This is a genomic window from Methylophaga sp. UBA3613 (assembly GCF_002375415.1).
Classification (GTDB): domain Bacteria; phylum Pseudomonadota; class Gammaproteobacteria; order Nitrosococcales; family Methylophagaceae; genus Methylophaga.
Genome location: NZ_DFLS01000008.1, coordinates 26122 through 50099 on the forward strand (window position 1 = coordinate 26122; position 23978 = coordinate 50099).

22 protein-coding genes are annotated in these 23978 nt (G+C 39.7%); 20 read left to right on the plus strand and 2 right to left on the minus strand.

All coding sequences use genetic code 11. The features are described from left to right. The 16 genes from B3S93_RS09940 to B3S93_RS10015 all read left to right on the plus strand — a co-directional run bounded on the left by B3S93_RS09940 (position 1) and on the right by B3S93_RS10015 (position 17271). Positions 1–1113: a glycosyltransferase family 4 protein gene (locus B3S93_RS09940; RefSeq protein ID WP_292401696.1), complete on the plus strand. Its 1113-nt coding sequence runs from the start codon at positions 1–3 to the stop codon at positions 1111–1113. After that, positions 1110–1871, plus strand: coding sequence for a glycosyltransferase family 2 protein (locus B3S93_RS09945; protein WP_292401698.1), 762 nt, complete (start codon positions 1110–1112; stop codon positions 1869–1871). Before B3S93_RS09940 ends, B3S93_RS09945 begins: the two co-directional genes overlap by 4 nt. Before the next feature lie 20 nt (positions 1872–1891). Next, on the plus strand, positions 1892–2803 hold the full coding sequence (locus B3S93_RS09950) for a glycosyltransferase (protein WP_292401701.1): 912 nt from the start codon (positions 1892–1894) through the stop codon (positions 2801–2803). Between the two features lie 6 nt (positions 2804–2809). Continuing rightward, positions 2810–4072, plus strand: coding sequence for a hypothetical protein (locus B3S93_RS09955; protein ID WP_292401704.1), 1263 nt, complete (start codon positions 2810–2812; stop codon positions 4070–4072). Beyond that, entirely contained in the window at positions 4069–5085 is a 1017-nt protein-coding gene (locus B3S93_RS09960) for an EpsG family protein (protein ID WP_292401707.1), read from the plus strand. The genes B3S93_RS09955 and B3S93_RS09960 overlap by 4 nt, the downstream gene beginning before the upstream one ends. 8 nt (positions 5086–5093) lie before the next feature. Continuing rightward, entirely contained in the window at positions 5094–6539 is a 1446-nt protein-coding gene (locus B3S93_RS09965) for a phosphomannomutase CpsG (protein ID WP_292401710.1), read from the plus strand. Next, complete coding sequence (locus B3S93_RS09970) at positions 6539–7528, plus strand: NAD-dependent epimerase/dehydratase family protein (RefSeq protein ID WP_292401714.1); 990 nt, start codon at positions 6539–6541, stop codon at positions 7526–7528. Before B3S93_RS09965 ends, B3S93_RS09970 begins: the two co-directional genes overlap by 1 nt. Before the next feature lie 15 nt (positions 7529–7543). Then, complete coding sequence (locus B3S93_RS09975; protein ID WP_292401717.1) at positions 7544–8113, plus strand: sugar transferase; 570 nt, start codon at positions 7544–7546, stop codon at positions 8111–8113. A 489-nt stretch (positions 8114–8602) separates the two neighbouring features. After that, complete coding sequence (locus tag B3S93_RS09980) at positions 8603–9547, plus strand: hypothetical protein (RefSeq protein WP_292401720.1); 945 nt, start codon at positions 8603–8605, stop codon at positions 9545–9547. Then, the gene (locus B3S93_RS09985; protein ID WP_292401723.1) at positions 9540–10532 is read left to right on the plus strand and encodes an AAA family ATPase; all 993 of its coding nucleotides are present in this window, start codon (positions 9540–9542) and stop codon (positions 10530–10532) included. The genes B3S93_RS09980 and B3S93_RS09985 overlap by 8 nt, the downstream gene beginning before the upstream one ends. 28 nt (positions 10533–10560) lie before the next feature. After that, positions 10561–10854, plus strand: coding sequence for a hypothetical protein (locus B3S93_RS09990; protein ID WP_292748726.1), 294 nt, complete (start codon positions 10561–10563; stop codon positions 10852–10854). A 2-nt stretch (positions 10855–10856) separates the two neighbouring features. Further along, positions 10857–11270 (plus strand): hypothetical protein, encoded by a 414-nt coding sequence (locus B3S93_RS09995; protein ID WP_292401728.1) that lies wholly within the window; start codon positions 10857–10859, stop codon positions 11268–11270. A 21-nt stretch (positions 11271–11291) separates the two neighbouring features. Then, positions 11292–12047, plus strand: a complete 756-nt coding sequence (locus tag B3S93_RS10000) for a metallophosphoesterase (RefSeq protein WP_292401731.1) — start codon at positions 11292–11294, stop codon at positions 12045–12047. A 644-nt stretch (positions 12048–12691) separates the two neighbouring features. Continuing rightward, a complete protein-coding gene (locus B3S93_RS10005; RefSeq protein WP_292401733.1) occupies positions 12692–12895 on the plus strand; it encodes a hypothetical protein in 204 nt (67 codons plus the stop codon). Positions 12896–13706: 811 nt separating this feature from the next. Further along, the gene (locus B3S93_RS10010; RefSeq protein WP_292401737.1) at positions 13707–15197 is read left to right on the plus strand and encodes an LAGLIDADG family homing endonuclease; all 1491 of its coding nucleotides are present in this window, start codon (positions 13707–13709) and stop codon (positions 15195–15197) included. Between the two features lie 1390 nt (positions 15198–16587). Continuing rightward, entirely contained in the window at positions 16588–17271 is a 684-nt protein-coding gene (locus B3S93_RS10015; protein ID WP_292401739.1) for a hypothetical protein, read from the plus strand. A gap of 28 nt (positions 17272–17299) precedes the next feature. Here the strand turns inward: B3S93_RS10015 and glnD are convergent, their stop codons facing one another. Then, positions 17300–19900 (minus strand): [protein-PII] uridylyltransferase, encoded by a 2601-nt coding sequence (gene glnD / locus B3S93_RS10020; RefSeq protein WP_292401742.1) that lies wholly within the window; start codon positions 19898–19900, stop codon positions 17300–17302. A gap of 12 nt (positions 19901–19912) precedes the next feature. Beyond that, positions 19913–20680, minus strand: coding sequence for a type I methionyl aminopeptidase (map, locus tag B3S93_RS10025; RefSeq protein WP_292401745.1), 768 nt, complete (start codon positions 20678–20680; stop codon positions 19913–19915). A 262-nt stretch (positions 20681–20942) separates the two neighbouring features. Here map and rpsB point away from each other — a divergent pair, with 262 nt between their 5' ends. The 4 genes from rpsB (at position 20943) to frr (ending at position 23975) form a co-directional block, all read left to right on the plus strand. After that, the gene (rpsB, locus tag B3S93_RS10030; protein WP_292357983.1) at positions 20943–21695 is read left to right on the plus strand and encodes a 30S ribosomal protein S2; all 753 of its coding nucleotides are present in this window, start codon (positions 20943–20945) and stop codon (positions 21693–21695) included. A 104-nt stretch (positions 21696–21799) separates the two neighbouring features. Continuing rightward, complete coding sequence (gene tsf / locus B3S93_RS10035) at positions 21800–22681, plus strand: translation elongation factor Ts (protein WP_292357984.1); 882 nt, start codon at positions 21800–21802, stop codon at positions 22679–22681. Between the two features lie 2 nt (positions 22682–22683). Next, on the plus strand, positions 22684–23409 hold the full coding sequence (pyrH, locus tag B3S93_RS10040; protein ID WP_292357986.1) for a UMP kinase: 726 nt from the start codon (positions 22684–22686) through the stop codon (positions 23407–23409). Positions 23410–23417: 8 nt separating this feature from the next. Further along, a complete protein-coding gene (gene frr, locus B3S93_RS10045; RefSeq protein ID WP_292357988.1) occupies positions 23418–23975 on the plus strand; it encodes a ribosome recycling factor in 558 nt (185 codons plus the stop codon). Positions 23976–23978 lie beyond the last annotated feature (3 nt).

The following is a 23978-nucleotide window of genomic DNA, read 5'->3' on the forward strand; positions in this document are numbered from 1 at the left end:
TTGAACTATCAAGTAAATCTGCTCAGCGCATTGCTAGAATTCGAAAACCAGCGAGTCGAACCGATTTTATTTCTTGGTGATGATGTTGCAATAGATGTGCTTGAGAGATTTAATGCAGTTGATGGGCTGAAAATTGTTCATTCTCAGGTGTTCAATCGTTCCCAAAAAAAACGGCGTCTTTTGAAAGCCATTGTGACTGGTTGTGATGCTGGTGCACTGGCAGTATTTAAGATGCATAAGATCAATGTGGTCTTTGAGGCCGCTGATTTTTATGGGTGGCGCTTTAATATACCAACAATTGCATGGATTCCAGATTTACAACATCGCATGCTTAGGCATTATTTTGGTTTCTTTGCATTCTGGAAAAGAGAGATTGGTTTTCGCATGCAAGTATATGCGAAACGTCATATTATGCTTAGTAGTAACGATGCAGCAAAAGATTTCCAACGATTTTACAAATTATCCGATGAGCGACTACATGTGGTTAATTTTAGTGTGCCAGTTCGCCCTGTAAAGTTTGATGTTGAAGCTTTATTAGCAAAATATAATCTACCCAGACATTTTTTCTATTTACCCAACCAGTTCTGGCAGCATAAAAATCATGAGTGTGTAATAAAAGCCCTTGGTATTGCTAAACGTGAGGGTAAAGATATTGTCGTTGCGGTATCTGGTAACCATGAAGATTCACGTGATCCAGATTATTTTCCAAAATTGTTATCACTTATTGCTGCAGAATCAGTCGAGGAAAATTTTCGTCTTTTAGGCATGATTCCTTATGATGATGTTCAGGCTTTAATGTTGAGTGCAGCGGCTCTTATTAATCCATCACGATTTGAAGGCTGGAGTACAACTGTTGAGGAAGCCAAATCTCTTGGAGTCGAAATGCTTTTATCGGATATAAATGTTCATCGTGAACAAGCAGAACAAAATGCCCTTTTTTTTGCACAGGATAAGCCATCACAGTTAGCAAAAAAAATGAGCGGATTGCCAAGTATTTCGATTGATGAGCGTATTGGAAACTTGAAAGGAGCTGCTGAAAGATCTGAATTATTTATGTCACGCTTTGCAGATAAATTTACAACTGTAATTGAGGCTTCTGCAAAAAAAATATGAAAATATCAATAATCACAGTCTGCTTCAATAGTGCTAAAACAATATCTGACACAATTCATTCTGTAGCCAGTCAAGATTATCCTAATATTGAACATATTGTCGTTGATGGTGGTTCTACTGATGGGACATTGACCATTATTGCTAATGCACCTAGTGTCACACGTTTTGTATCTGAACCAGATAAAGGTATCTATGATGCAATGAATAAAGGGATCGCTATGGCAACAGGTGATGTTATCGGCACTTTGAATGCTGATGATTTTTATGCAACGCCTTCAGCGATTGATACAGTGGCAAAGTCTTTCCTAGACACTCAGATAGATGCTTGCTTTGCTGATCTTGTTTATGTCGATACGAATGATACCAGCCAGATTATAAGATATTGGAAGTCTAATCCCTTCCAGCCGGGAGCCTTCAAATTGGGTTGGATGCCAGCACACCCGACTTTTTTTGTTAGAAGCAGCATATATAAAAAATATGGTGTATTTGATTTACGTTATCAGCTTGCTGCAGATATGCAGCTATTATTTCGACTATTAGAAAAACATAAAATTAATACAGTTTATTTACCAAACGTATTAATAAAAATGCGAATGGGCGGCGCAACAAACAAAAGTATTAAAAATATTTTAGAACAAAATAAAGAAATTCTCAGCGTTTTAGATGACTATTATGAACATAATAGTCGTTTAAAATTCTTTTTTAACAAACTCGTTGACAGGGTTAAGCAATTTTTTCTAAGGCCAAAAAAACTTTAATGTTATGTAATCAAGATTATATGGAATTACCAAAAGTAACTGTCTTAATGGCAACTTTTAATGGAATACGCTGGGTCAAAGAACAAATCGAAAGTATTAAGTTACAAAAGTCTGTTCATGTTAATTTAGTTATTTCTGATGATGGTTCGACGGATGGAACCTATGAATGGTTAGAAGAACTGGCAAGCACTAATGAAAACATTGAGTTACATTTCAATAACAGTTCTACTCGAGGAGCTGCCGGAAACTTCTATCACTTAATTGAAAACATTAAAATGGATAGTGCTGACTATATAGCACTTGCCGATCAAGACGATATATGGTTCGAAGATAAATTAAATAATCAAATTCAATCTCTAAAGTTAACATCTTCTGATGGAGTCTCTTCGGATGTCATAGCATTTTGGCCTGATGGAAAAAAAGAACGGATCATTAAGTCTGATGAAATGAAAAAGTTTGATTTTTTATTTGAATCGGCTGGTCCTGGATGCAGCTATATATTTACACCCGGCCTATTTACGCTTATAAAAAATTCGCTTGAAAATTTAAAGAAAGAAGATAGGCCAGATCTGCATGATTGGTTTATTTATGCAGTTGCCAGAGCAAATAAAAAAAACTGGACAATTGACCCAGTCCCCTCACTTAAATATCGCCAACATGAGAACAACGTGATGGGGGTAAACCGGGGGTGGCAGGCAAAGTTGAATAGATTGTCAAAAATAAACGACGGTTGGTATCGACAGGAAGTTATCAAAATTTCTCGTATCGTAGAGAAAATTACATCAGATGAAGAAGTCTTAAATGTATGCCGTATTGTTAGTTCAGATACTTTTGCAAATCGACTAAAACTAATGGCGTTACTTCCTGAAGCACGAAGAGCCAAAATGGATAGAGTAATGCTCTACTGTGCTTGTGGTTTATTTCTGTTTTAGCACTGTATGTTGACTCGACTTAACCAAAACTCTATTTGGAGTTTTGCCGGAGGAGCTATACCAGCTTTAGCTGCTTTGGCATCAATTCCAGTTTTTATTTATTTGCTAGGTGTTGAAAGATTTGCGATCTTATCACTATTACTTTCATTAAACCTATTCTTCTTTGTATACGATTTTGGCTTAGCTCGTGCAATGCACTTTTTTGTGCCAAAAGATAAATATCAATGCCCTCAACAAGTAAAAATACTTACAAGTACTAGCCTTGCTATAGCATTTGTAATTGGAAGTGCTACATCATTATTTATATTTTTACTTAGCCCTTATTTAGTTGACTATTGGTTACATGTATCAAAAGCAGAAACTAAAGAAATTATCCTTGCCTTTCAGATTGCAGGTTTTGGAGTCCTGCCCTCAGTAATGATGAGCGTATTAAGGGGAAGATTTGAGGGTGCTGGTGCATTCAAAGAGGCGAATTTAGCAAAAATATTCTCTGGTACAAGTTTATTTTTGCTTCCAATATTAGTTTCGTTTAACCAAGACTCAATTGTTTTGTTAGCTTGTGCTATTACTTTTTCACGTTATCTCTCATTTGTAATATATATAAAATTAACAAGAATAATAAACTTCAAAAGTTGGGTTCATGTAGACCTTTCTTTAGTATCCAAAATCAAAAATTATGCATTTTGGGCTGCTATATCGGGTTTTTTTTCAACGGCATTTATTTATGCCGATAGATTTTTTGTTGCGGGTTTCGTATCACAAGCTGAGTTATCGGTATATATTGCTAGCCAGGATATCATGAGTAGATATCTTATTATTCCATGGTCTATAGCGATTGTTCTTACGCCATACTTTGCCTCTGAGAAGTTCTCTTCAATTGATTTTAAGAACATCCATTTCACTTCTTTGAAAAAAATTACAATTCTTACATTATTATTTGCACTTGCAGTAGTGAGTATAATTTATGGCATATTGCCATTTTTGCTTAATGTTGAATTTCTCGGTTTAGTAAGTAATATCTCTTTAATATTGCTTCTAGGTGTTGTTTTTGCCTCTATTGCACAGCTCCCACTTGTATTTTTATACGCACAGGGGAAAGCAAAGCTTTTGAGTTTAATTTTCATGAGTGAAGGAATTTTATACCTTATTTTCGCTCCATTTATATACGGAAAATTTGGTGTGTATGGGGCCGCAGCAGTTTGGTCAACACGATTATTTATAGAAATGACAATGTTGTATTTAGTTGCTCATAGGATGATGCGAAATTGATAAATTATAATTTTTTTTCAGAGATTAGATTTAAATATATATTATTTTTCATATTAGGATTAATAGCGGTTTACTTATGTCAATCAGCTTCAAAGGACTGGAGTAATTATCAGTGGCTGTTTTCTATTGATAATCAAAAGAGTTGGACACAAATGCTTTCCGAGTTCTCTATATTTAAAGAGCCAGCATATTTTGTCTTATCAAAGCTTGGTGGGGAAGTAATTGGTTTCTCATTATTCATGGGGATTGTGACTATAATAACATTGGTCATTAAATTAAATTATTTGTCTAAAATAGTGGATTCTGTCCCTGCAGCATGTTTTTTTTATTTTTGTTTATATTTTTTCCTTTTTGATACAACAGTTCTTCGCGTGGCTTATGCAACAGCATTGGTTATTCCGGCATTTTATTTTTTGCAGCATAAACGCATCTCGTTAAGTTTTTTACTGGTTGGACTAGCAAGTCAAATTCATCTGACCACTATTGCTTTCATGATTATTTATCCATTGTATTGGGTTAGACAGTTAAATTTTGTGGTGCTAGGGATTTTTATACTTTCCCCAATATTGATTTGGATTGACTTTTCAGCTTTTGACTGGCTAATAAGATTTTCTATGATTTTTACTGATAAATACCAATTTTATGCACGCCCTGAATTACTTCAGCAGCAAAATTCAACGGGTTTGTATTTTTATTTTATAGGCTTTTATTATTTGCTTGTTGCAGGTATTTATTTTTACCTTAGGGATGAAATTTTGACAGATCCTTTTAAAAGTGTGATGGCCTCAATCGCAATGTTGGGAGTAATTATTATGTGTCTTTTACATGATAATGTTGCTGTGGGGGCACGACTAGGTGAATTATTTTTAATCAGTACAGTTTTACTACTTAGTTGGGTATATTTAAATGCTAGAGCTAAACAACAACTTTTGATTCAAATCAGCATGATTGTAGTCTTCTCAAGTTATGCTGTAGCTAGATTCTTTTACCTATTCCCAAACTTTTTTGAATGAGAAAATTGATGAGTCAAAATATAAGTTGCTTCAAAGCCTACGATATTCGAGGAAAACTAGGTGAAGAGCTTAACCCCAATGTCGCTTATCGAATTGGATATGCCTATGCTAAAAATTTAAATGCCAGACGGGTTGTGGTTGGTGGCGATATTCGGCATACCAGTGAACCATTAAAACTGGCTGTGGCTCAAGGCCTGATGGACGCCGGAGCAGAAGTTATTGATATCGGTATGGTAGGCACAGAAGAGATTTATTTTGCCTCATTTTATCTGGATGTTGATGGTGGTATTGAAGTGACGGCAAGCCATAATCCCATGGACTATAACGGCATGAAACTGGTGGGGCGTGGTGCTTTGCCGATAAGTGGTGATAGTGGCTTAAATGAAATCCGTGATTTGGCCAAACGTATTGATTCCCCTTTTAACACATCAAAAGCAGTTGTCTCTGATAAGGTTAATACTTCTGCCACTATTACATCTGAAAACACTGTTTTCAGTGGAACGAATAATGCCAATAAATACAAACAGCAATCGATACTTCAACCCTACGTTGAGCATCTGCTGAGCTATATTGATCTGGCAAAACTTAAACCGTTAAAGCTGGTTGTGAACGCGGGTAATGGTGCCGCTGGACATGTAATTGATGCTATTGAACAATACTTTAAACCCGCTAATGTGCCAGTGGAGTTTATTAAGGTGCATCATGAAGCTGACGGCAATTTTCCGAATGGTATTCCTAACCCTTTATTACCCGAAAACCGTGCAGCAACTGCTGATGCAGTCATTGCTAATAAAGCCGATATTGGTATCGCCTGGGATGGGGATTTTGATCGGTGTTTTCTGTTTGATGAAAATGGCCGCTTTATCGAAGGGTATTACATTGTCGGTTTATTGGCTGAAGCATTTTTGCTTAAGTCACCGGGTGAAAAAATCATTCATGATCCACGGTTGACATGGAACACCATCGATCAGGTTGAAGCGGCGGGTGGCAAACCTATTCAATCCAAAACTGGCCATGCTTTCATCAAAGAACGTATGCGTCTGGAAAATGCGATTTATGGTGGTGAAATGAGCGCTCACCATTATTTCAGGGATTTTGCCTATTGTGATAGCGGCATGATTCCCTGGCTGTTGGTAGCTGAATTAATCAGTGTAGCAGGCAAGCCTTTATCTGAACTGGTTAATGAGCGAATGGCGAAATACCCGTGCAGTGGTGAAATTAATTATCGGGTAGCAGATGTTAATGTCATTCTTGATAAAATTCTTCAACATTTTTCTGCTGAAAATCCATTGATTGATAAAACAGATGGAATAAGCCTCGAGTTTGACCGATGGCGATTTAACTTACGCTCATCTAATACTGAACCATTGTTACGTCTAAATGTTGAAACTCGGGCTGATGAGGCTTTGATGAAAGCCAAAGTGGCAGAAATCGAACAGATAATTCATAGCTGATGAAGGTTTTTGTAACAGGCGCAACAGGGTTTGTCGGCAAAGCCCTAATAGATTCATTGCTGGCAGATCAACATAATGTTATTGCTGCGGTTAGGAAATTAACTAAGCAATTGCCAACATCGGTAACCCAGGTCGTGATTGGCGATTTGTCGGAGTTCGCTGAGGCTGACGATAATGAGTTTGAGACCAAATTAGCGACTTTTTTATCAGTTTCTGATGTATTAGTTCACCTTGCTGGACGAGCCCATATTACAAGTGACGACCCAATTAACGATCAATCACTTTTTGATGCAGTTAACGCTTCAGCAACTTTCAAGCTGGCAAAACTAGCTTCTAAATACAATGTTAAACGGTTTTTGTTTCTTAGCTCGATTGGTGTCAATGGCAATCAAACCAGTCAGACACCATTCACAGAGCAAGATACTCCAAACCCTCAGGAACCTTATGCAGTTTCAAAATGGCGATCTGAGCAACTAATAACAAATCACCAATTTTCAAATCAGATGGAATGGGTCATCATCAGGCCTCCTTTGGTATACGGACCTGATGCGCCTGGTAACTTTGCAAGTTTACTCAAGTGGACGAAAAGGGGCGTACCGTTGCCTTTTGGTGCAGTACATAACAAACGTTCAATGATCGCCCTGGATAATTTGGCGGATTTCATTACGTTGTGTCTTGATGCGCCAGCGGCGGGAAATCAAACGTTTGTGATTGCCGATGATGAATCTGTTTCTATGAGTGAATTGCTTAAAAAAGTTGCTGCTGCCCAAGGGATGTCAGCAAAATTGATTCCCGTGCCGGTAGGATTGATGAAAAATACTGCGAAATTACTGGGTAAATCCGCTTTAGCGATTCGTTTGTTCGCAGATTTGCAGGTAGATAACAGAAAAGCCCGACATTTGCTTGGCTGGAAACCCGTTACAACAATGGATCAACAGCTTAAAAAAATGGCTAAGTTGGATAAAAATAAACGCTTTAATCGCAAATAATAAAACGAGTAATTCATGACCCGAGTTGTTATCCGTTTACTGGATATTATCTTTTCTGTTGTTGGCCTGTTGATCGGTTTGCCAATTTTATTAATTCTGATCATTATCGGTTGGTTTGATACTGGTTCCCCCATATTCAGGCAACAGCGTGTGGGCCTAAATCAAAAGCCTTTTACATTAGTCAAATTCCGCACTATGAAACAAGATACGGCGCATGTCGCCAGTCATCTGGCCTCAGCCTCTTCTATTACTCCCTTTGGTCGTTTTCTGCGACGAACCAAGCTGGATGAGTTGCCACAGTTATGGAATGTGTTGAAAGGGGAAATGAGTCTGGTTGGGCCCAGACCATGTCTTTTTAACCAGCTTGAATTAATTGAAGAGCGCGAAGCGAAAGGAGTGTTTAAAGTTAGGCCAGGCATTACTGGACTCGCTCAAATTAATAATATTGATATGTCGACACCCAAATTGCTTTCAGAAACTGATGCGCAGATGATTAAACATATAACTATCGCCAATTATCTAAATTTCATTACTCAAACAGTTTTTGGTAAGGGTAAAGGCGATAGGGTTCGTAAAGAGAAATAATCGCGGTGATCTTAATTGCATCCATCCCTCTGTGAAGATTACTGTAATCCACCCATTAATAACCGCAGTTAATAGTAGAGAGTTAACCCGGACTCAGTAAATATCTTGGTGGCACTCGACCAATTGCTGAAGTAGGCTGTTCATTATTGTATGTCCAAAGCCATTGTGTGGTGAATACTTGCGCCTGGCCTTCTCCCTGAATTAGTACCACTCCTTTGATGAGATTTGGTCAACTTTTGACCCAAAGGTGCCTAGATTTGGGGGAAAGGTCAGATTCAAAGGCGCAGGCCAAGAGTGGTCAATTGGAGGAAAGAAGTATCAGAATCTATTGAAAACGTAACCAATAGTTGTTACATAAATCACCATTAAACCTAATGTAACATATTAGAGTTACACAATAAGTGTATGATATATATATAAATATTCCTTGACATTTCTGCTCAACCCTCATTATTCTCTTTCCCAGTTGGAGTGGTTTAGGAGAATGAAGTGAAAGAAGAAGAGACGGTCGGGAAAGCCATAAAATTTGAAAATTGGGCTTTTGTCAGGTTCAGTTCGGAGTTGTCTGTTGCTGGCTTTGATGTAGAAAAAGAACAAGCCAGGGTGAGTACCCCGGTTGTTGCAGTAGATATAGAAACGCATATAGCAACGACTCAATCGGGCTCGCGATATAAACTTGGAGAAACGTCAGGTGATTTACATCGTCTGGCCAAAATTATTTTAGCCACACGATTTGCAAATCGACGCTTCACTCTTATGTTACCGGGTGAGGACGGTGGTAATACGTCAATAGGATCTGTTCTTCATCAAGCTAAAAGCCTTATTAACACTTTCCAACAAAATCCCTATCCGCGTTATCAGAGTAAAGCGAGCAAATTGTTAAGAAAGGAATTTAAAAGCACATCTAATTGTTTTCATGTTCTTTCTTTTTGTCGTCATAATTTTCTATTCATTGGCAAATCCCACGATGAATTTACGCTTTGGAATGAATTTGCTTTGCGTCATCCATGCAGTCAAGAAGTTGAAGAGATTTTCACTCAACAAAACTATCAGCGCTTCTTAGCTACTGAGAAAGCGAGTCAGCATCTCGAACGAGGTGAGCTTTCAAAAGTCGTCATCGATTCTGATTTTCCCATTATTTTTTCAAGATCACTTTGGGATGAAATGTGTCGTCTATCGACGGTAATGATGAATAAACTCGTTGATTTAACCAATCAGAAAAACGCATCCCCATTAGCATTATCCCCGCCGACCAAGGAGGCAAGGATAAGTTGGGCACTAGATAACCGGACATCTTTCCACTCCAAAAAAAGTGCTAAAGATGATCTAATCGAGACTTTCAATAGCAATTATTACCTTCTAAGCATATTGGATAGACATTATCGGGCTGTTCAGGCGATTTATGACTTAAAAGGAGAGCAGGAAAATGACTAAGAAAACACCATTTATCCGTTTATACGATAAACAAGCCTTATTAAAGCGACGTGAAACTCTCTCCAAGGATGTTGTCCAGCAGACCAAAATGATGTTTGAGCGATTACCTGAGGTCCGAATTCGGTCGCAGCTCAGTATCGAACAAATAAAAGAAATTGTGTCTCAATTACGGCGTGAATTCCCCAACTTTTCTGAAGCAACAGACTACATTAATCAACAACTCATACTCTCTGCTGCGAGCACTTCAAAAGGTAGCTATTTCTCGCCTTTATTATTGCTGGGCCCACCAGGGATAGGTAAAACGCTTTATGCAAGAGAACTGGCTAAGCTATTGGGCGTGGGATTTGAAAAAATAGATCTGTCGACAGTCACCGCCGTGATGGTGTTGTCTGGTTCATCTTCGCAATGGGGAAATTCCAAGCCCGGTATCGTTGCATCGCATCTTTTGCAAAATCACAGGGCTAATCCTGTATTAGTTCTGGATGAAATTGATAAAGCAGGTCAGAAAACGTCAAATGGGGGTGATGCTACTAATGCCTTGTTGACGCTACTTGAGCCCGAAGCGGCAAGAGAGTTTCAGGATGAGTTTGTGCAAGTGCCGATGGATGCCTCACATATTTGCGTTATCGCCACCGCCAATAACGTCAATCATATTGAAGAGCCGATTTTAAGTCGATTTAAGAAGATCACCGTCTCTGAACCAACTCCAGAGCAATTGAGACAAATTGCCCCTTATGCGCTTGATAGTTTGATCAAGCAGTCTGAAATTGAACCTATTATGACTGCGACTCTAGGTACGGATGCACTCAATGCCTTACAGCTACAACAAATAAACGTTCGTCAGTTAAATGAGATATTGCGATTAGCTATGTTTTATGGCGTGCAAGATAAGTCTCGTCAGTTAACTGAATTTCACATCACGAAAGCCGTTAAACATACACAGGGTGATAGTACAAAGCCCAAACCGAAAAAAAACCTTCATTAATCGGTCACATTTTAGCAGAGGCAATCATATGTTTAACGTTCCTCCTGGAAGCATTGTGATGACAGACTGGAATATTCTGATCATTGAGTATGAGAGCGACATTATCGAGAAGTTTTTGGGTTATGACATAAATACAGGAGAGTTTCGTTTTAGCTCTGCCATAAAAGAGTATGACCCCCATACCAATAGAGGAATCACGACAACGGGTTCTCGATATTGCTTTCTGACGCCGCCCGGAAAGCTTCACCCGAAGGCTCAGAAGATCTATGACGATTTCTGCAAAGTGAAAGAAGTGAACATCAAATTAAAATACGAGTTTTAGTCATGCATAAGACGTTAACGGATGCACTCTATTCAAAGTGTCCTATCATTTACCGCTATCGAGATGCAGCAGACACTGAAAATCGAACGTTGATGGTTTGGGGATTTCTCTGTGGCTCAGGCTGGTTCGAATTACTCATAAACCTCTCAGATTCACTCGAAAAAAATGCTCGTTTGCAACAGCAGGCTGGCGTACCAGACAGTAAACTACCAATGATCAATCAGGTGAAAGAAAAATTTGGCGGACTGAGGGTCTATATGAAAAATGGCAGCCCCGAGTTACATGCATTGATTGAAAAAGCTCAACTGGCTTCTATATCAATCTGTGAGTGTTGTGGGGATGAGGGAAAGATGGTGGTTGTGGACGGTTATGTGATGACGCGCTGTAGCAATCACATCGGTCACGTCGCTAATTAATCGTTACACGTCAAGGCATTTATGAAATTTCAACTTTTCTCGGATTTACATCTTGAGATGGGAGACTACTTCATTCCGTCTGAATCAGATGCTGATCTTATTATTCTGGCAGGGGACATTAACACCGGATTGAAAGGGCTTCAGTATGCCGTAAAGCTTATTAAAAAGTTTGATAAAGATGTCATTTATGTACCGGGTAATCATGAGTTTTATCGTTATGATATTGGGTTGCTGCGTAAGGAAATGCGGTTATTCGCACAATCTCATTCAAAGTTGCACCTGTTGGATAATGACGAGATAACATTAAATGGTGTTCGGTTTATAGGTTCTACGTTATGGACGGACTATGCGCTTGATGGACGTTTCGATAAACAGAAAACGATGGACTTTATTTCGTTTTATTTAAACGACCATAGATTTATTAAATACGGCGATAACCGTTTTACTGCACAAGATGCGTTGTTACTTCATCAGAAAGCCAAGTTATACCTGCATGAAAAGCTCAAAGAACCATTTGAGGGTAAGACGGTTGTTGTGACGCATCATGCGCCGAGCTTAATTTGTCATCACCCTGATTTTGAGATGGACGAGATGGCTGCAGCATTTATTTCAGATTGTGATGATTTACTTCAATATGCCAACGTCTGGTGCTTTGGCCATACGCATGCAAATGTGGATAGATACATTTATGGATGCAGGCTTGTGAGCAATCAAAAGGGGTACTCTCGTGAAAGGATGCCTAAACCATTCGAGTCAGACTTACTGATTAAGATTTAATTCTCTAATGATAAAGTCACTAGCAACATTTTGGGAGGGATGTTGGCAAATTCTCTCCATTGAGAGCCTTCATATTCAACCTTGTTCAAGTGAAAGCCACATACATAAATATAATCGAAAACGTAATAATTTTTGAAAAAGTCTTTTATGATCAAGTAGAACTAGTACTTACGTTAATGCGACAAAATATTTTGTCTCCAGAGCGATCATCCGAACATGACAATAAAACGCCGCTTAACCTCATATCAATATGAGAGTGGCGAACGTTGCAGTAGTCTATTAAGCGACAATTACGTTGCCCGGTCTAGCGGCAATTATCTTGGCCGGTTGATCTGATTAAGGTTTGGTGTAGTAGAACAGAGGAGTTCAATGTGCCGGGACTACGAATCACGGATCAACAGGTCAAGATTTATATGAATCATAGAAAACGAAACAGCCAAGTTGTCACTGCGGCGAAAGCAAGCATTTCCGAGCGCTCAGCCCGGCGTATTGATAAATCCAATCAACCACATGCGGCAATTACAAGCACTCCCTAGGCCTATGAGTGTCAATTACACCGAGCGATGGTCTCTCTCACGAGCACTATCTCTGTCAAACATGTGACATACACCATCCCATAACGCCTCATTGACAGCCGGTTACTGGTGAGTCTTTACGATAATCGTTTAGCGCTATTTTACGTCACTGATTTTGTTCTGGAGGTTGATCGAGTTTACGCTAACAAAGGCACACGTGCCCTTAGCGTCAATTACCTGCATGGTATTGATAAAGCGTCAACTACGGTGGCCAGTTCGGACAAGGTAATTGTCGCAAGAGAAATGTACATTTCTCGCTATTGGTCGATATAGTCGACCATCACTCCGGTTTACGGCCGAGTTGCGCTTGAGCAAAAAAGCTGATTTACGCAAGATCTTCAGTTAGCGTTTTTCTCATTCCAGCGCTTTGAGCTTGTCTTCAGCATCACTGGCCACTCTGGCATATTTGCACGAACAACTAAAATTGTTAAACCAGGAGTGCAAGGCCACAGGTGTAAAATTTTATTATCGTTTATCAAAAAAGTAACATCATTTTCAGAATTTTATGTGGAAAATTTTGCGCAAAAAAGACCTAGTTTTGACACCTTTCCCGAAAATGATGAAAAATGTAAGTCACTGATTATTATGAATATTTTGTGGTGTGTATATCTTACACAATTAGCACATTTGATAACCGGTTGATTTTAAATAATTTTTAATTTTAGCTATCGAATCAATCCCTTTTATTTTCGAAAATCTAACCTTGCAATTTTAATAAAGGGGCTTGAAATCTGATTCCGATAATGTCCTTATAAAAATGCAATTCAAACTTTATGAGGAAGTTAACAATGGAAATTTTAGATTCGGCAGCAGTTACTATTAGCCAGTGGAACATTATCATTATTGAAAAGGAGGGCAAAATAATTTAGAAATTTTTAGGGTACGACCACCAGAGAAATACTTATTGCATAAGCTCACAAATTGCCAGTTACAACTCAGCAAATAGCTCCGGTAGTACGATTTCGGGCTCAACATATTCCTTCCTTGATGAGCCAGGCAAATTATGTCCAGAAGCTAAGTTAATATTTGACATGCTTGACTCATCCAGTCTCGTCTCGGTTTCACTTAAATATTAGGAGTACTGATGAATAACATTGGAAGACCAGTCATCTCTGAGAAGGAAGCTTTCGACGTTAAATTTGATGAAGCATACAAAGAATATGTCTCACTCATACTGGGCCCGGAAATTGACGTGCCAAAGTTGATCATAAAATACAACCTGCGAAGAGGAGAAACATTAATCTCTTATAAACAATGGTCTGCACAACTAAAAAGTCGCAGGCTAGTTAGTCAGAGAAAATACTTAAGACAGACAGTGGTCAGTATTTATAGTCTTCTATTGGAAGCAGGCGCTGACCGAGATGAAGCCATAGTAGAAGTAGCTGACATAGTTAAGCGGTCTAAAAATGCCATTAATGCGATGCTGAGAAGAGCAGGATTTTGTTCAAAAAAAAAGCAGCGTAAAGAAACTCTACAAAGAAGAAAAAGGGTCAAGGAAAAGTTTGATAGAGGATACACTGTTCCTGAAATTGCTGATTCTGAAAAAACTAAAAACTCAACAATACTACATGATTTGAGAACTTGTGGTTACAAGGATCATGAGTTGAATTTTATTCACAACGCGATATTCGACTACAGAGACCTCAAAGAAATTAATCTCCTCAATGCCCACCTTTGGGGCATTATTTGGTCTGATGGCAGTATTAGTAACGGCCACAATGTAAGTATCAGGCTAAATCAAAATGATCAAGAATATCTTGAGACGATCTCGAAGAGTCTTGTCCTTGAGGGCTCTAAATATCCGAAAATTTATACAATAAAAAGCAAACTCGACAATGGTCGCTTCAGCAAAAATGATCAGGTAGGGCTATCTATTTGCAGAACAGATTTCGTTCAATATTTAGAGCGTAATCTTGGCCTTCCGAGAAATAAAGAAAAGGTAAATCATGGTTTGCCAGAATGTATTCTGAAAGCAAATGATTCTATTTTCTTTTCATTTCTCAGAGGATTTATGGAGGGAGATGGTTGTATAACGAAAAATAAGAACCACCCCTCTGTTAGTTTCAGTTGTACGTCAAAGGTCGCCGACGAACTTATTGATCAATTAGCCAAAAGGTTGAAACTCAGTGTCAGTAAAGTTCTTGATAAAGGCAGTACATATTCGGCAGGGGTAGCGGGAAGGAGTTCTTCATTTCTTTTGCTCATTCATATATACAGAAATTGTGATAATACCCCCATCATGAAGAGAAAACTTCTAAAAGCGCTCGAGATGTGGGATCAGTACAGCAAAGGTATATTCAATGAAACAATAGATTTATTACATAGCACCATTAAGGATGACAACTTCAAAAAGGTAAGTTCTTTGCTGACAAGCAAGCTCAAGCATAATTATGAAAAGTACGTTTTTTTCAACACTTCAACGTTCGATGTCATATGTTCAACCAAAAGGGCTTTTGCAAAACAAACGAAAATCCGCAGAGCTTACATTCATAGAATTGTTAATGGTTCAAGAAACTCGACGTCAAATTGGCATTGTCTTGGCTCAATTCTATCGCTTAATAATAATCATTTTTAAATTGAAGGCGCCCTCACTGACAGAATGCCATTGGCCGGCTTAAAAGCAACCATATTTTTTACCTTTTACCAGCTGGGCAAAAATTGAATCCATTTATGTTGGTTTATAAGATCGCTATTTTCCTAAGCCCGTCAAAATCCTAGTCCTCAGCTTTATGGAAAGACTTCGAAGGTCACAGCTAGTGGTAAAAAGATGCGTTATTACTTCAACAGAAATCCAAATTATATCTGCATGAGCAGCTCAAAGAGCCATTTGATGGTAAGACGGACGTTGTGACGCATCATGCACCAAGCTTGTTGTGCCATCATCCTGATTTTCAGATGGATGAGATGGTGGCTGCATTTATTTCGGATTGTGATGATTTACTTAACTATGCTGATGTCTGGTGTTGTCCATACACATGCAAATGAAGATATGGATATTAACGGGTATAGGCTTGTTAGCAATCAAAAGGGGTATTTTCGTGAGAGAATGCCCAAACCATTTGCAGCTATTTTTGTGAGTGAGTTTTAATCAACTTATTAATAACAGCACACAGTCAACTTGGTTGTACATTGATGTTATCTTAAGCTCATTAATCCTCTATCGTTAAACTTTTTTCAGGAAATTCAAGCTACAGAAAAAGAAGGGTTCATGTCATAATTTTTGAAAACCTCTTTAGTGATCAAATATAACGACTACTTACGTTAATGCGACAAAATATTATGTCGCTTGGTCGATCACCCGAACATGGCAGTAAAAACGTCGCTTAACTTTATTATCAATGGGAATCTGGCTTGATTAGCAGTTGGCCAAAATAAGAATATTCAAGTAGGAAATTTTAATTAGCTATTTGTTAGCTATGTATTAATCGAGTCGAGGATCTCAAGCCTAAGACAGGAATCGATATTTTTTATGCGTTGAGTTATATCGAAACCCATATCGAACATATAACCCCTATCCGAACATTATCAAAATATAACAATTTAGATTTTTGTCTCGAAAAAAATACGCGAATCAAATTTTGCGCAAAAAAATTCAGAATATCTCATCTCATGCTCGTAAGAAGAAATTTTTTTGACGAAGATTTAACTGAAAAAAGCAAATTTATTCATATTTTTCACAAAAAGGCACTTACAAGCGTTAACTGCTAAAAATTAATGTATAAGCAAATGCTAATTATGCAAGTATTAACATTACTACTTACGTTAATGCGACAAAATATTATGTCGCCTGCGCGTTTACAAAAAGGCAGTTTATACCAGCAATAAAATGTCGCTTTAACATTTTAAATTTACATAATTGACAGTGATATAAATACAAACTTATAAATACAAAATTTTGTATTGTAAAATATTCTTGCAATTTACTTTTCATAAGCTAGTCTAGGTTTTTTCATTAGGAGAAGCTTATGACAAGTTTAGACACAGCAGGAAATGCATTTTTTTATGCAAATCATTTATTTATTGGTCTTGTAAATGAAATTATCCCAGATAAAGAAGTTTTCAAAAAAGAATACAGAGTCTCTCCATTAATTGATGGATGTGATGAATTCCATATGCCGGAAGAAATATATGAAGATGGAGTATGGGATTTGTCTTATATACCCGAAAGCTGGAGTGGATTCAAAAATACTGAGGATTTGCCAGAAACATTAGTGCCTCACGAAAACCGTTCTATTGCTGCTTTTATAGATACATATACATTTAAACCTAATCTTTATCACAGGAAAGGAAACCACATTTTTTTTCATCACCGTGTTTTTCATGCACTTTGTGAGATGAAGGTCAGTTTAGTTAATAAAGCAGAGTGTATTAACAAATATGCTCAATATACTTGGCAGCCTAGGATTACCATTTTCCATGATGGAAGTAATCATCAATTAAATGTACAGACGTATATTCGGGCAAGATACCAACAAATAATTCAAGAAGAGATCGATAGACTTGACAAATTATTGAAACGTTTTCCGAACGATGCTGTGGTAAAGGGTAAGAAAGAGTCGTTAGGGTTTAAATTATTAAGAGCCTCAGCTTTCAAAGTAGATAGTCGGAAGTTCAATGATAATGACTACTATTATCCCGATGAGCATTAGTTTAGATAGATTGTGTTTTATGTTGTTATTATAGTAACAGTTGTTCTTTGAGATCAGTTAATAGATTACTTTGCTCGCTATCATTTAATGATTGATCGTGAAAATTAGTAATAAAAAAGACATCTTCGACCTGATCGCCCAGAGTGACCATTTTGGCATTAATAACTTGTGTTTGATGCATCAAAAAAACCTGAGCTACAGTGGATAACAATCCAGGTCGATCATGGGTATAAAGCTCCATGACAGTATGTGTTTTTTGAGGATTTGCTGAAAACTTAATGACCGGCTCAGTTTTAAACAATTTTGTGGTTCGTGGCATTAATTGCGGTTTATAGCCTGAAGTTAATTTGTCACGAGCCAGTTGTTTATGCAGGGCGTTGGTTATGTCTTCATAACGTAGTTGTGCACCATTAACGATAAAGGTATTTAAGGCATTGCCATCATTACCGATGTTGATTTTTGCATCCAAGATATTTAGTTGCAACTGTTCCAGACAGGCTGTCATTGCTGCAAACAGACCTCGGCGATCATGCGTGAATATACATAATTCAAGTGTTAGTTTATCGTTGTGTGGACGAATCAGAATCAAGGGTTCTTGATCTGGATTTTCCAATCTGCCATTGGTTTGCCAGACGATTTCCTCAACTGAATGTCGAAGAAAATAATCTAGCTCGTAGGTGTGCCACAAAGTCGTAATGTCTTGTGGTGGCCATCCCATTTCAGTGAGTTTATCTAATGCCAGCTGATACTTTTTATGGCTTTTCTCCTGAGTACTTTTCGCCTGGGCTTCGGTATGTTCCAACCATTGATGGGTACTGTGATAAAGCTGCTTGAGTAACGAATCACGCCAGCCATTCCAAAGATTATTATTGGTTGCCCGAATGTCTGCCACCGTCAGCAGATACAGATAATTTAATCTGTTCACACTGCCAACTAATTCAGCAAAGTCCTGAATGACCTCTGGATCTTCCAGATCTTTCTTCTGGGCGGTGGACGACATTGCAAGATGTTGACGAACTAGAAAAGTGACAATGCTGGTATCGTAATCACTCAGATTATGCTGGGTACAAAATCGCTCTACATCCTGAACCCCCAAAATACTGTGATCGCCACCACGACCTTTGGCAATATCATGATAAATGCCGGCAATGTAAAGTAATTCAGGTTTTGGCAGTTGATAGAAGACTTCTGAACAAAGCGGAAATTCATCCTTGAATTCGGAGCAGGAAAATCGACGTAAATTTCCCACCAGAAACAGGGTGTGTTCATCTACGGTGTAAGCATGAAATAAATCATGCTGCATCTGCCCGACAATTCGACCAAACTCAGGCAAATACGCACCTAGAACCCCGAGCTGGTTCATGCGTCGGAATTCATGGGTCACCCCTTTTGGTTGACGGATGATTTCCATAAACAGGCTGCGATTTCTGATATCGGCACGAAAACGTCCATCAATTAAATGCAGATGGGCATGTATCTGACGAATGGTCGAGGCACGAATTCCTTTGATATGCGGATGTTGCTGCAAAATCAAAAACACTTCGAGCAGAGCATAGGGATAGTAAGCGAAAATACCAGAGTTAATGGTTTCCAGATATCCATTATGGGATTGGAAACGACGATTTATCGGTTCAATGTCCCGAGGCTCATCCGCCAGAATAATATTCTCTTCAAACAGTTGTAACAGCAGGGCATTCATCTGACCCACTGCACGGACTGTCCGATAATAATCTTTCATGAAATGTTCAACAGCCATACGGCTGTTGGTTTCAACATAGCCCAGTTGCTTGGCCAGTTCACGCTGATGATCAATCATCAATTTTTCTTGTTTACGGCCAGCCTGATGATGCAGGGCAAAACGTACACGCCATAAAAAACGCCGTGACTGTTGCAGTACCTCGAACTCACTCTCTGCCAGAAATCCCTTGGACTTAAGACCTTGCAGGTTTCGGACATCAAAATGCTGTTGTGCCACCCAGTTAATAACCTGAATATCCCGAAGACCACCTGGCGATTCTTTTAGATTGGGTTCAAGGTTATTACCGGTATCATTGTATTTATGATGACGTTGGATCTGTTCCTGTTTTTTCCGTTCATAAAAAAGCCGGTTATCCCAGGTTTTGTTGGAAACAGTTAATTGCTGTAATTGATCAAACAACACCCGATTGCCGGATAAAAACCGTGCTTCAAGCAGATTGGTGGCTATAGTGATATCGTCTTCTGCCTGCTGGCGGCATTCGCCAATGGTACGAACACTATGACCAATCTCCAGACCGATATCCCACAGTTGGGTCAGGAATACAGATAGTGCTTCAGGAGGTGTTTCAGCCACTGAATCATCCAGTAATACCAGTAGGTCGATATCCGAGTGTGGATGTAATTCACCTCGTCCGTAACCGCCAACGGCAATCAGACTGACAGTCGTTTCAGTCGCCAGATGTTTTTGCCATAGAAACTGCAGGACCTCATCTACAAAATGCGCTTGCTGATGTACCAGCCAATCAATATCTGCCTGATCTTCAAAAAAACATTTTTTTAGGTGTTGTGAGGCTTTGGCGAGAATATCGCGACAGCCTGTCGCATTATCCGCCTGGCCAAACTCCCAGACAGATTGAGCAGCAATTGCCATGGTTGATTGCTCCTATGAGCGTTCTTCGTCCCGAAGGGTTAGAATTTCATGACCATCATCAGTCACCAGAATAGTGTGCTCCCACTGTGCAGACAAAGAACGATCTTTGGTCACTACGGTCCAGCCATCCGGAAGCTGACGTACCTGTCGTTTACCTGCATTGATCATCGGTTCAATGGTAAATGTCATGCCGGTTTGTAATGTCATCCCGGTATCCGGCATCCCGTAATGCAAAACTTGAGGCTCTTCATGAAAGACCTGCCCAATGCCATGTCCACAATATTCTCTGACAACTGAAAAATGCTCATTCTCCGCGTGTTGCTGAATAGCATGACCAATATCACCCAGCTTGATGCCGGGTTTAACCATATCAATCCCTATCAGCATACATTCACGGGCTACTCGAGACAGGCGTTGCGCCAGAATCGAGGTCTTGCCCACATGAAACATTTTACTGGTATCGCCGTGATAACCATCTTTTATAACCGTTATATCGATATTAATGATGTCGCCATCTTTGAGCTTTTTATCACTGGGGATACCGTGACAGATAACATGATTGACTGAGGTGCAGATAGACTTAGGGAAGCCATGATAGTTTAGTGGGGCAGGGATGGCTTTTTGTTCATTAACAATATAATCATGACAAATAATGTTCAATTCATCAGTGGTGATTCCCGCAACCACATGTGGTTCGATCATGGTCAGAACGTCTGCGGCGAGTTTTCCTGCCACACGCATTTTTTCGATTTCTTCGGCTGTTTTAATGGTCACGCCCATGCCAGATCCTGATTACTGTTAACGATAAAAAGAGAAAGCATAGTTTGCCGCAAAAACCGCTGAACTGCCAGCAAACTGGCTTAATCCACTGTGTCGACGGTATATGCTTTGTTTTAATCAGTAACTGTGGAATAATATGCGCGCCTTAGCAAAGGCAAAATCACACACGTGCCGACACAGTTTTCGGGGTGCTGTCTGTAAATTCAGATCAGTCGATAGCTGGGGTACGTGGAGGTTTAACCCCATATATATAGGTATAATCATGGCTAAAATTACAATGCGCCAAATGCTTGAAGCAGGCGTTCACTTCGGTCACCAAACACGTTACTGGAACCCGAAAATGGGTCCTTTCATCTTTGGTAAGCGTAACAACATTCATATCGTTAACCTTGAGCACAGTCTGCCAATGTTCAACGATGCATTAAACTACGTCAGTAAACTGGCTTCTAAAAAAGGTCGTATTCTATTCGTCGGCACCAAACGTGCTGCACAGGATGCTATCCGTGAAGATGCTGAACGTTGTGGTATGCCTTATGTCAACCGTCGCTGGTTAGGCGGCATGCTGACAAACTATCAAACTGTTCGCCAATCAATCAAACGTCTTGAAGCCATTCAGGCGATGATTGAATCAGGTAAAACCGAAGGTTTGAAAAAGAAAGAAGTTCTGAACCTGTCACGTGAACAGGAAAAACTGGAAAAAAGTATCGGTGGTATCAGAAAAATGGGTAACCTGCCTGATGCTTTATTTGTTATCGACGTTGATCATGAGCGTATCGCGATTCAAGAAGCAAACAAACTGGGTATTCCTGTAATTGCTGTTGTCGATACCAACAGTAATCCTGATGGTGTGGACTATGTCATCCCAGGTAACGACGATTCAATGCGTGCCATCCGTCTTTACACAGCAAACATTGCTGATACCGTTTTGGAAGGCCGTGCATCGGTCACCACGGGTAATGCCGAAGAAGAGTTTGTTGAAGTTGCGGAAGAAAATGCTCCAGCAGCAGCTGAATAAGCTCTGATAATGACTTAAACAGGCTCGCTGTAAAGCGGGCCTGTGTTGTATGTATGGTCTGAAAACAGGCCGTTCACAAAAATTGATTTTAAGGGTTACAAAAAATGGCTATAACTGCAGCTTTAGTAAAAGAACTGCGTGAGCGTACTGGCTCCGGCATGATGGAATGTAAAAAAGCATTGGTTGAATCGAACGGTGACATTGATGCCGCAATTGAAGCGATGCGTAAATCTGGTCTGGCCAAAGCCGATAAAAAATCTGACCGTATCGCTGCTGAAGGTATTATCGCAATTGAAACCAGTGCAGATAACAAACAAGCGGTTATGTTGGAAGTGAATTCTGAAACTGACTTTGTTGCCAAGGCAGATGATTTTATCAACTTCGTTAGTGCCGTGTCACAAAAAGTTCTGGAAGCTCAACCAGCGGATCTGGAAACATTATTGCAATTGCCTCTGAGCAATGGCGAAAGTGTTGATACCGTTCGTCAGTCATTGGTTGCGAAAATTGGTGAAAATATCCAAATCCGTCGCTTTACTTTGATGAATACTGATAATGGTGTAATTGGTGCTTACCGTCACGGTGATCGTATCGGTACGCTGGTTCAATTGAACGGTGGAAATGAAGAACTGGCGAGAGATTTGGCAATGCATGTTGCTGCCAGCCGTCCTCAAGCCGTATCAGCTGATGAACTGTCAGAAGATCTGTTACAGAAAGAACGCGATATCGTGGCAACTCAGGCGCGCGAAAGCGGCAAGCCTGAAGCAATTGTTGAAAAAATGATTGAAGGTCGTATGAGCAAGTTTGTTAACGAAATCAGTCTGCTCGGACAAGCATTTGTTAAAGACCCTGATGTCACAGTTGAAAAACTGGTTAAACAAGCTGGTGCAACGGTTGAAGGTTTTGCCTGTTTTGAAGTCGGTGAAGGTATCGAAAAGAAAGTCGATAACTTTGCAGAAGAGGTTATGGCTCAGGCACGGGGAAACTAAATATGACAGAAACGGGAAGTCAGCCAGTTTATAAGCGCGTCTTACTCAAACTGAGTGGTGAGGCTTTAATGGGGAATGCTGAGTATGGCATTCAACCAGAAGTGATTTCCCGATTTGCCCAAGAAATAACCGAGCTGAATGCCCAAGGGGTTCAGCTCGGTATTGTGATCGGTGGTGGCAATATTTTCCGTGGTGCAGGTTTAGCTGCCAGCGGTATGGATAGAGTCAGTGCTGATCATATGGGTATGTTAGCGACAGTATTAAATGCACTGGCACTGCAGGATGCTCTGGAGCGTAATGGAACATTCTGTCGTGTCATGTCTGCAATCCGTATTCATGAAGTTTGCGAAGATTATTTGCGTCGTCGTGCTATTCGGCATTTGGAAAAAGGTCGGGTCGTTATTTTTGCTGCCGGGACTGGTAATCCATTTTTTACGACCGATTCAGCGGCGAGTTTACGTGCTGTTGAAATTGGTGCCGAACTGATGCTGAAAGCTACTCAGGTTGATGGCGTCTATGATGCAGACCCGCGTAAGAATCCAGATGCCGTCCGTTATGACACTTTATCGTATGATGAAGTGATCAATAATCGACTCGGCGTAATGGACACCACAGCAGTGGTGATGTGTCAGGAACAGAAGATGCCATTACGAGTATTCGATGTGCATAAGTACGGTAATCTGACAGATATTCTTTACGGTAAAAATGTTGGAACATTGGTGAAATAGGACAAATCATGATTAATGATATTCAAAAAGATGCAGCAGACCGGATGCAGAAAAGCGTTGCCGCTCTGAGTACTGCACTGGCGAAAATCCGTGCAGGGCGTGCACATACCAGTTTATTAGATCATGTCTCAGTGCCATATTACGGCTCCGACGTTCCACTCAGTCAGGTGGCCAGTGTCGGCATTGAAGATTCAAGAACGATCACAGTTGCGCCATGGGAAAAAAACATGGTGGCGGTGATTGAAAAAGCCATCATGACTTCTGATTTGGGGGTCAACCCAAACAGCGCCGGCATGACCATTCGTATACCAATCCCACCGTTAACAGAAGAGCGTCGTAAGGATTTGGTCAAAGTGGCTAAGTCTGAAGCTGAAAATGCACGTATTGCGGTACGTAATATTCGACGCGATGCAAACGGCAGTCTGAAGGACTTGTTGAAAGAAAAAGCTATTTCTGAAGATGAGCAACGTGGCGCTGAGGAAGCTATCCAGAAGTTGACCGATAGCACTATCAAACAGATTGATGACGTACTGGCTGAAAAAGAAACCGATTTGATGGCAGTCTAAGCC

What these genes read in the sequence shown, in the direction of transcription:
- B3S93_RS09945 (WP_292401698.1), top strand. Translation starts at nt 1,110, where the DNA reads ATGAAAATATCAATAATCACAGTCTGCTTCAATAGTGCTAAAACAATA.
- B3S93_RS09950 (WP_292401701.1), top strand. Translation starts at nt 1,892, where the DNA reads ATGGAATTACCAAAAGTAACTGTCTTAATGGCAACTTTTAATGGAATA.
- B3S93_RS09955 (WP_292401704.1), top strand. Translation starts at nt 2,810, where the DNA reads ATGTTGACTCGACTTAACCAAAACTCTATTTGGAGTTTTGCCGGAGGA.
- B3S93_RS09965 (WP_292401710.1), top strand. Translation starts at nt 5,094, where the DNA reads ATGAGTCAAAATATAAGTTGCTTCAAAGCCTACGATATTCGAGGAAAA.
- B3S93_RS09970 (WP_292401714.1), top strand. Translation starts at nt 6,539, where the DNA reads ATGAAGGTTTTTGTAACAGGCGCAACAGGGTTTGTCGGCAAAGCCCTA.
- B3S93_RS09975 (WP_292401717.1), top strand. Translation starts at nt 7,544, where the DNA reads ATGACCCGAGTTGTTATCCGTTTACTGGATATTATCTTTTCTGTTGTT.
- B3S93_RS09985 (WP_292401723.1), top strand. Translation starts at nt 9,540, where the DNA reads ATGACTAAGAAAACACCATTTATCCGTTTATACGATAAACAAGCCTTA.
- B3S93_RS09990 (WP_292748726.1), top strand. Translation starts at nt 10,561, where the DNA reads ATGTTTAACGTTCCTCCTGGAAGCATTGTGATGACAGACTGGAATATT.
- B3S93_RS09995 (WP_292401728.1), top strand. Translation starts at nt 10,857, where the DNA reads ATGCATAAGACGTTAACGGATGCACTCTATTCAAAGTGTCCTATCATT.
- B3S93_RS10000 (WP_292401731.1), top strand. Translation starts at nt 11,292, where the DNA reads ATGAAATTTCAACTTTTCTCGGATTTACATCTTGAGATGGGAGACTAC.
- B3S93_RS10010 (WP_292401737.1), top strand. Translation starts at nt 13,707, where the DNA reads ATGAATAACATTGGAAGACCAGTCATCTCTGAGAAGGAAGCTTTCGAC.
- B3S93_RS10015 (WP_292401739.1), top strand. Translation starts at nt 16,588, where the DNA reads ATGACAAGTTTAGACACAGCAGGAAATGCATTTTTTTATGCAAATCAT.
- glnD (WP_292401742.1), bottom strand. Translation starts at nt 19,900, where the DNA reads ATGGCAATTGCTGCTCAATCTGTCTGGGAGTTTGGCCAGGCGGATAAT.
- map (WP_292401745.1), bottom strand. Translation starts at nt 20,680, where the DNA reads ATGGGCGTGACCATTAAAACAGCCGAAGAAATCGAAAAAATGCGTGTG.
- rpsB (WP_292357983.1), top strand. Translation starts at nt 20,943, where the DNA reads ATGGCTAAAATTACAATGCGCCAAATGCTTGAAGCAGGCGTTCACTTC.
- tsf (WP_292357984.1), top strand. Translation starts at nt 21,800, where the DNA reads ATGGCTATAACTGCAGCTTTAGTAAAAGAACTGCGTGAGCGTACTGGC.
- pyrH (WP_292357986.1), top strand. Translation starts at nt 22,684, where the DNA reads ATGACAGAAACGGGAAGTCAGCCAGTTTATAAGCGCGTCTTACTCAAA.
- frr (WP_292357988.1), top strand. Translation starts at nt 23,418, where the DNA reads ATGATTAATGATATTCAAAAAGATGCAGCAGACCGGATGCAGAAAAGC.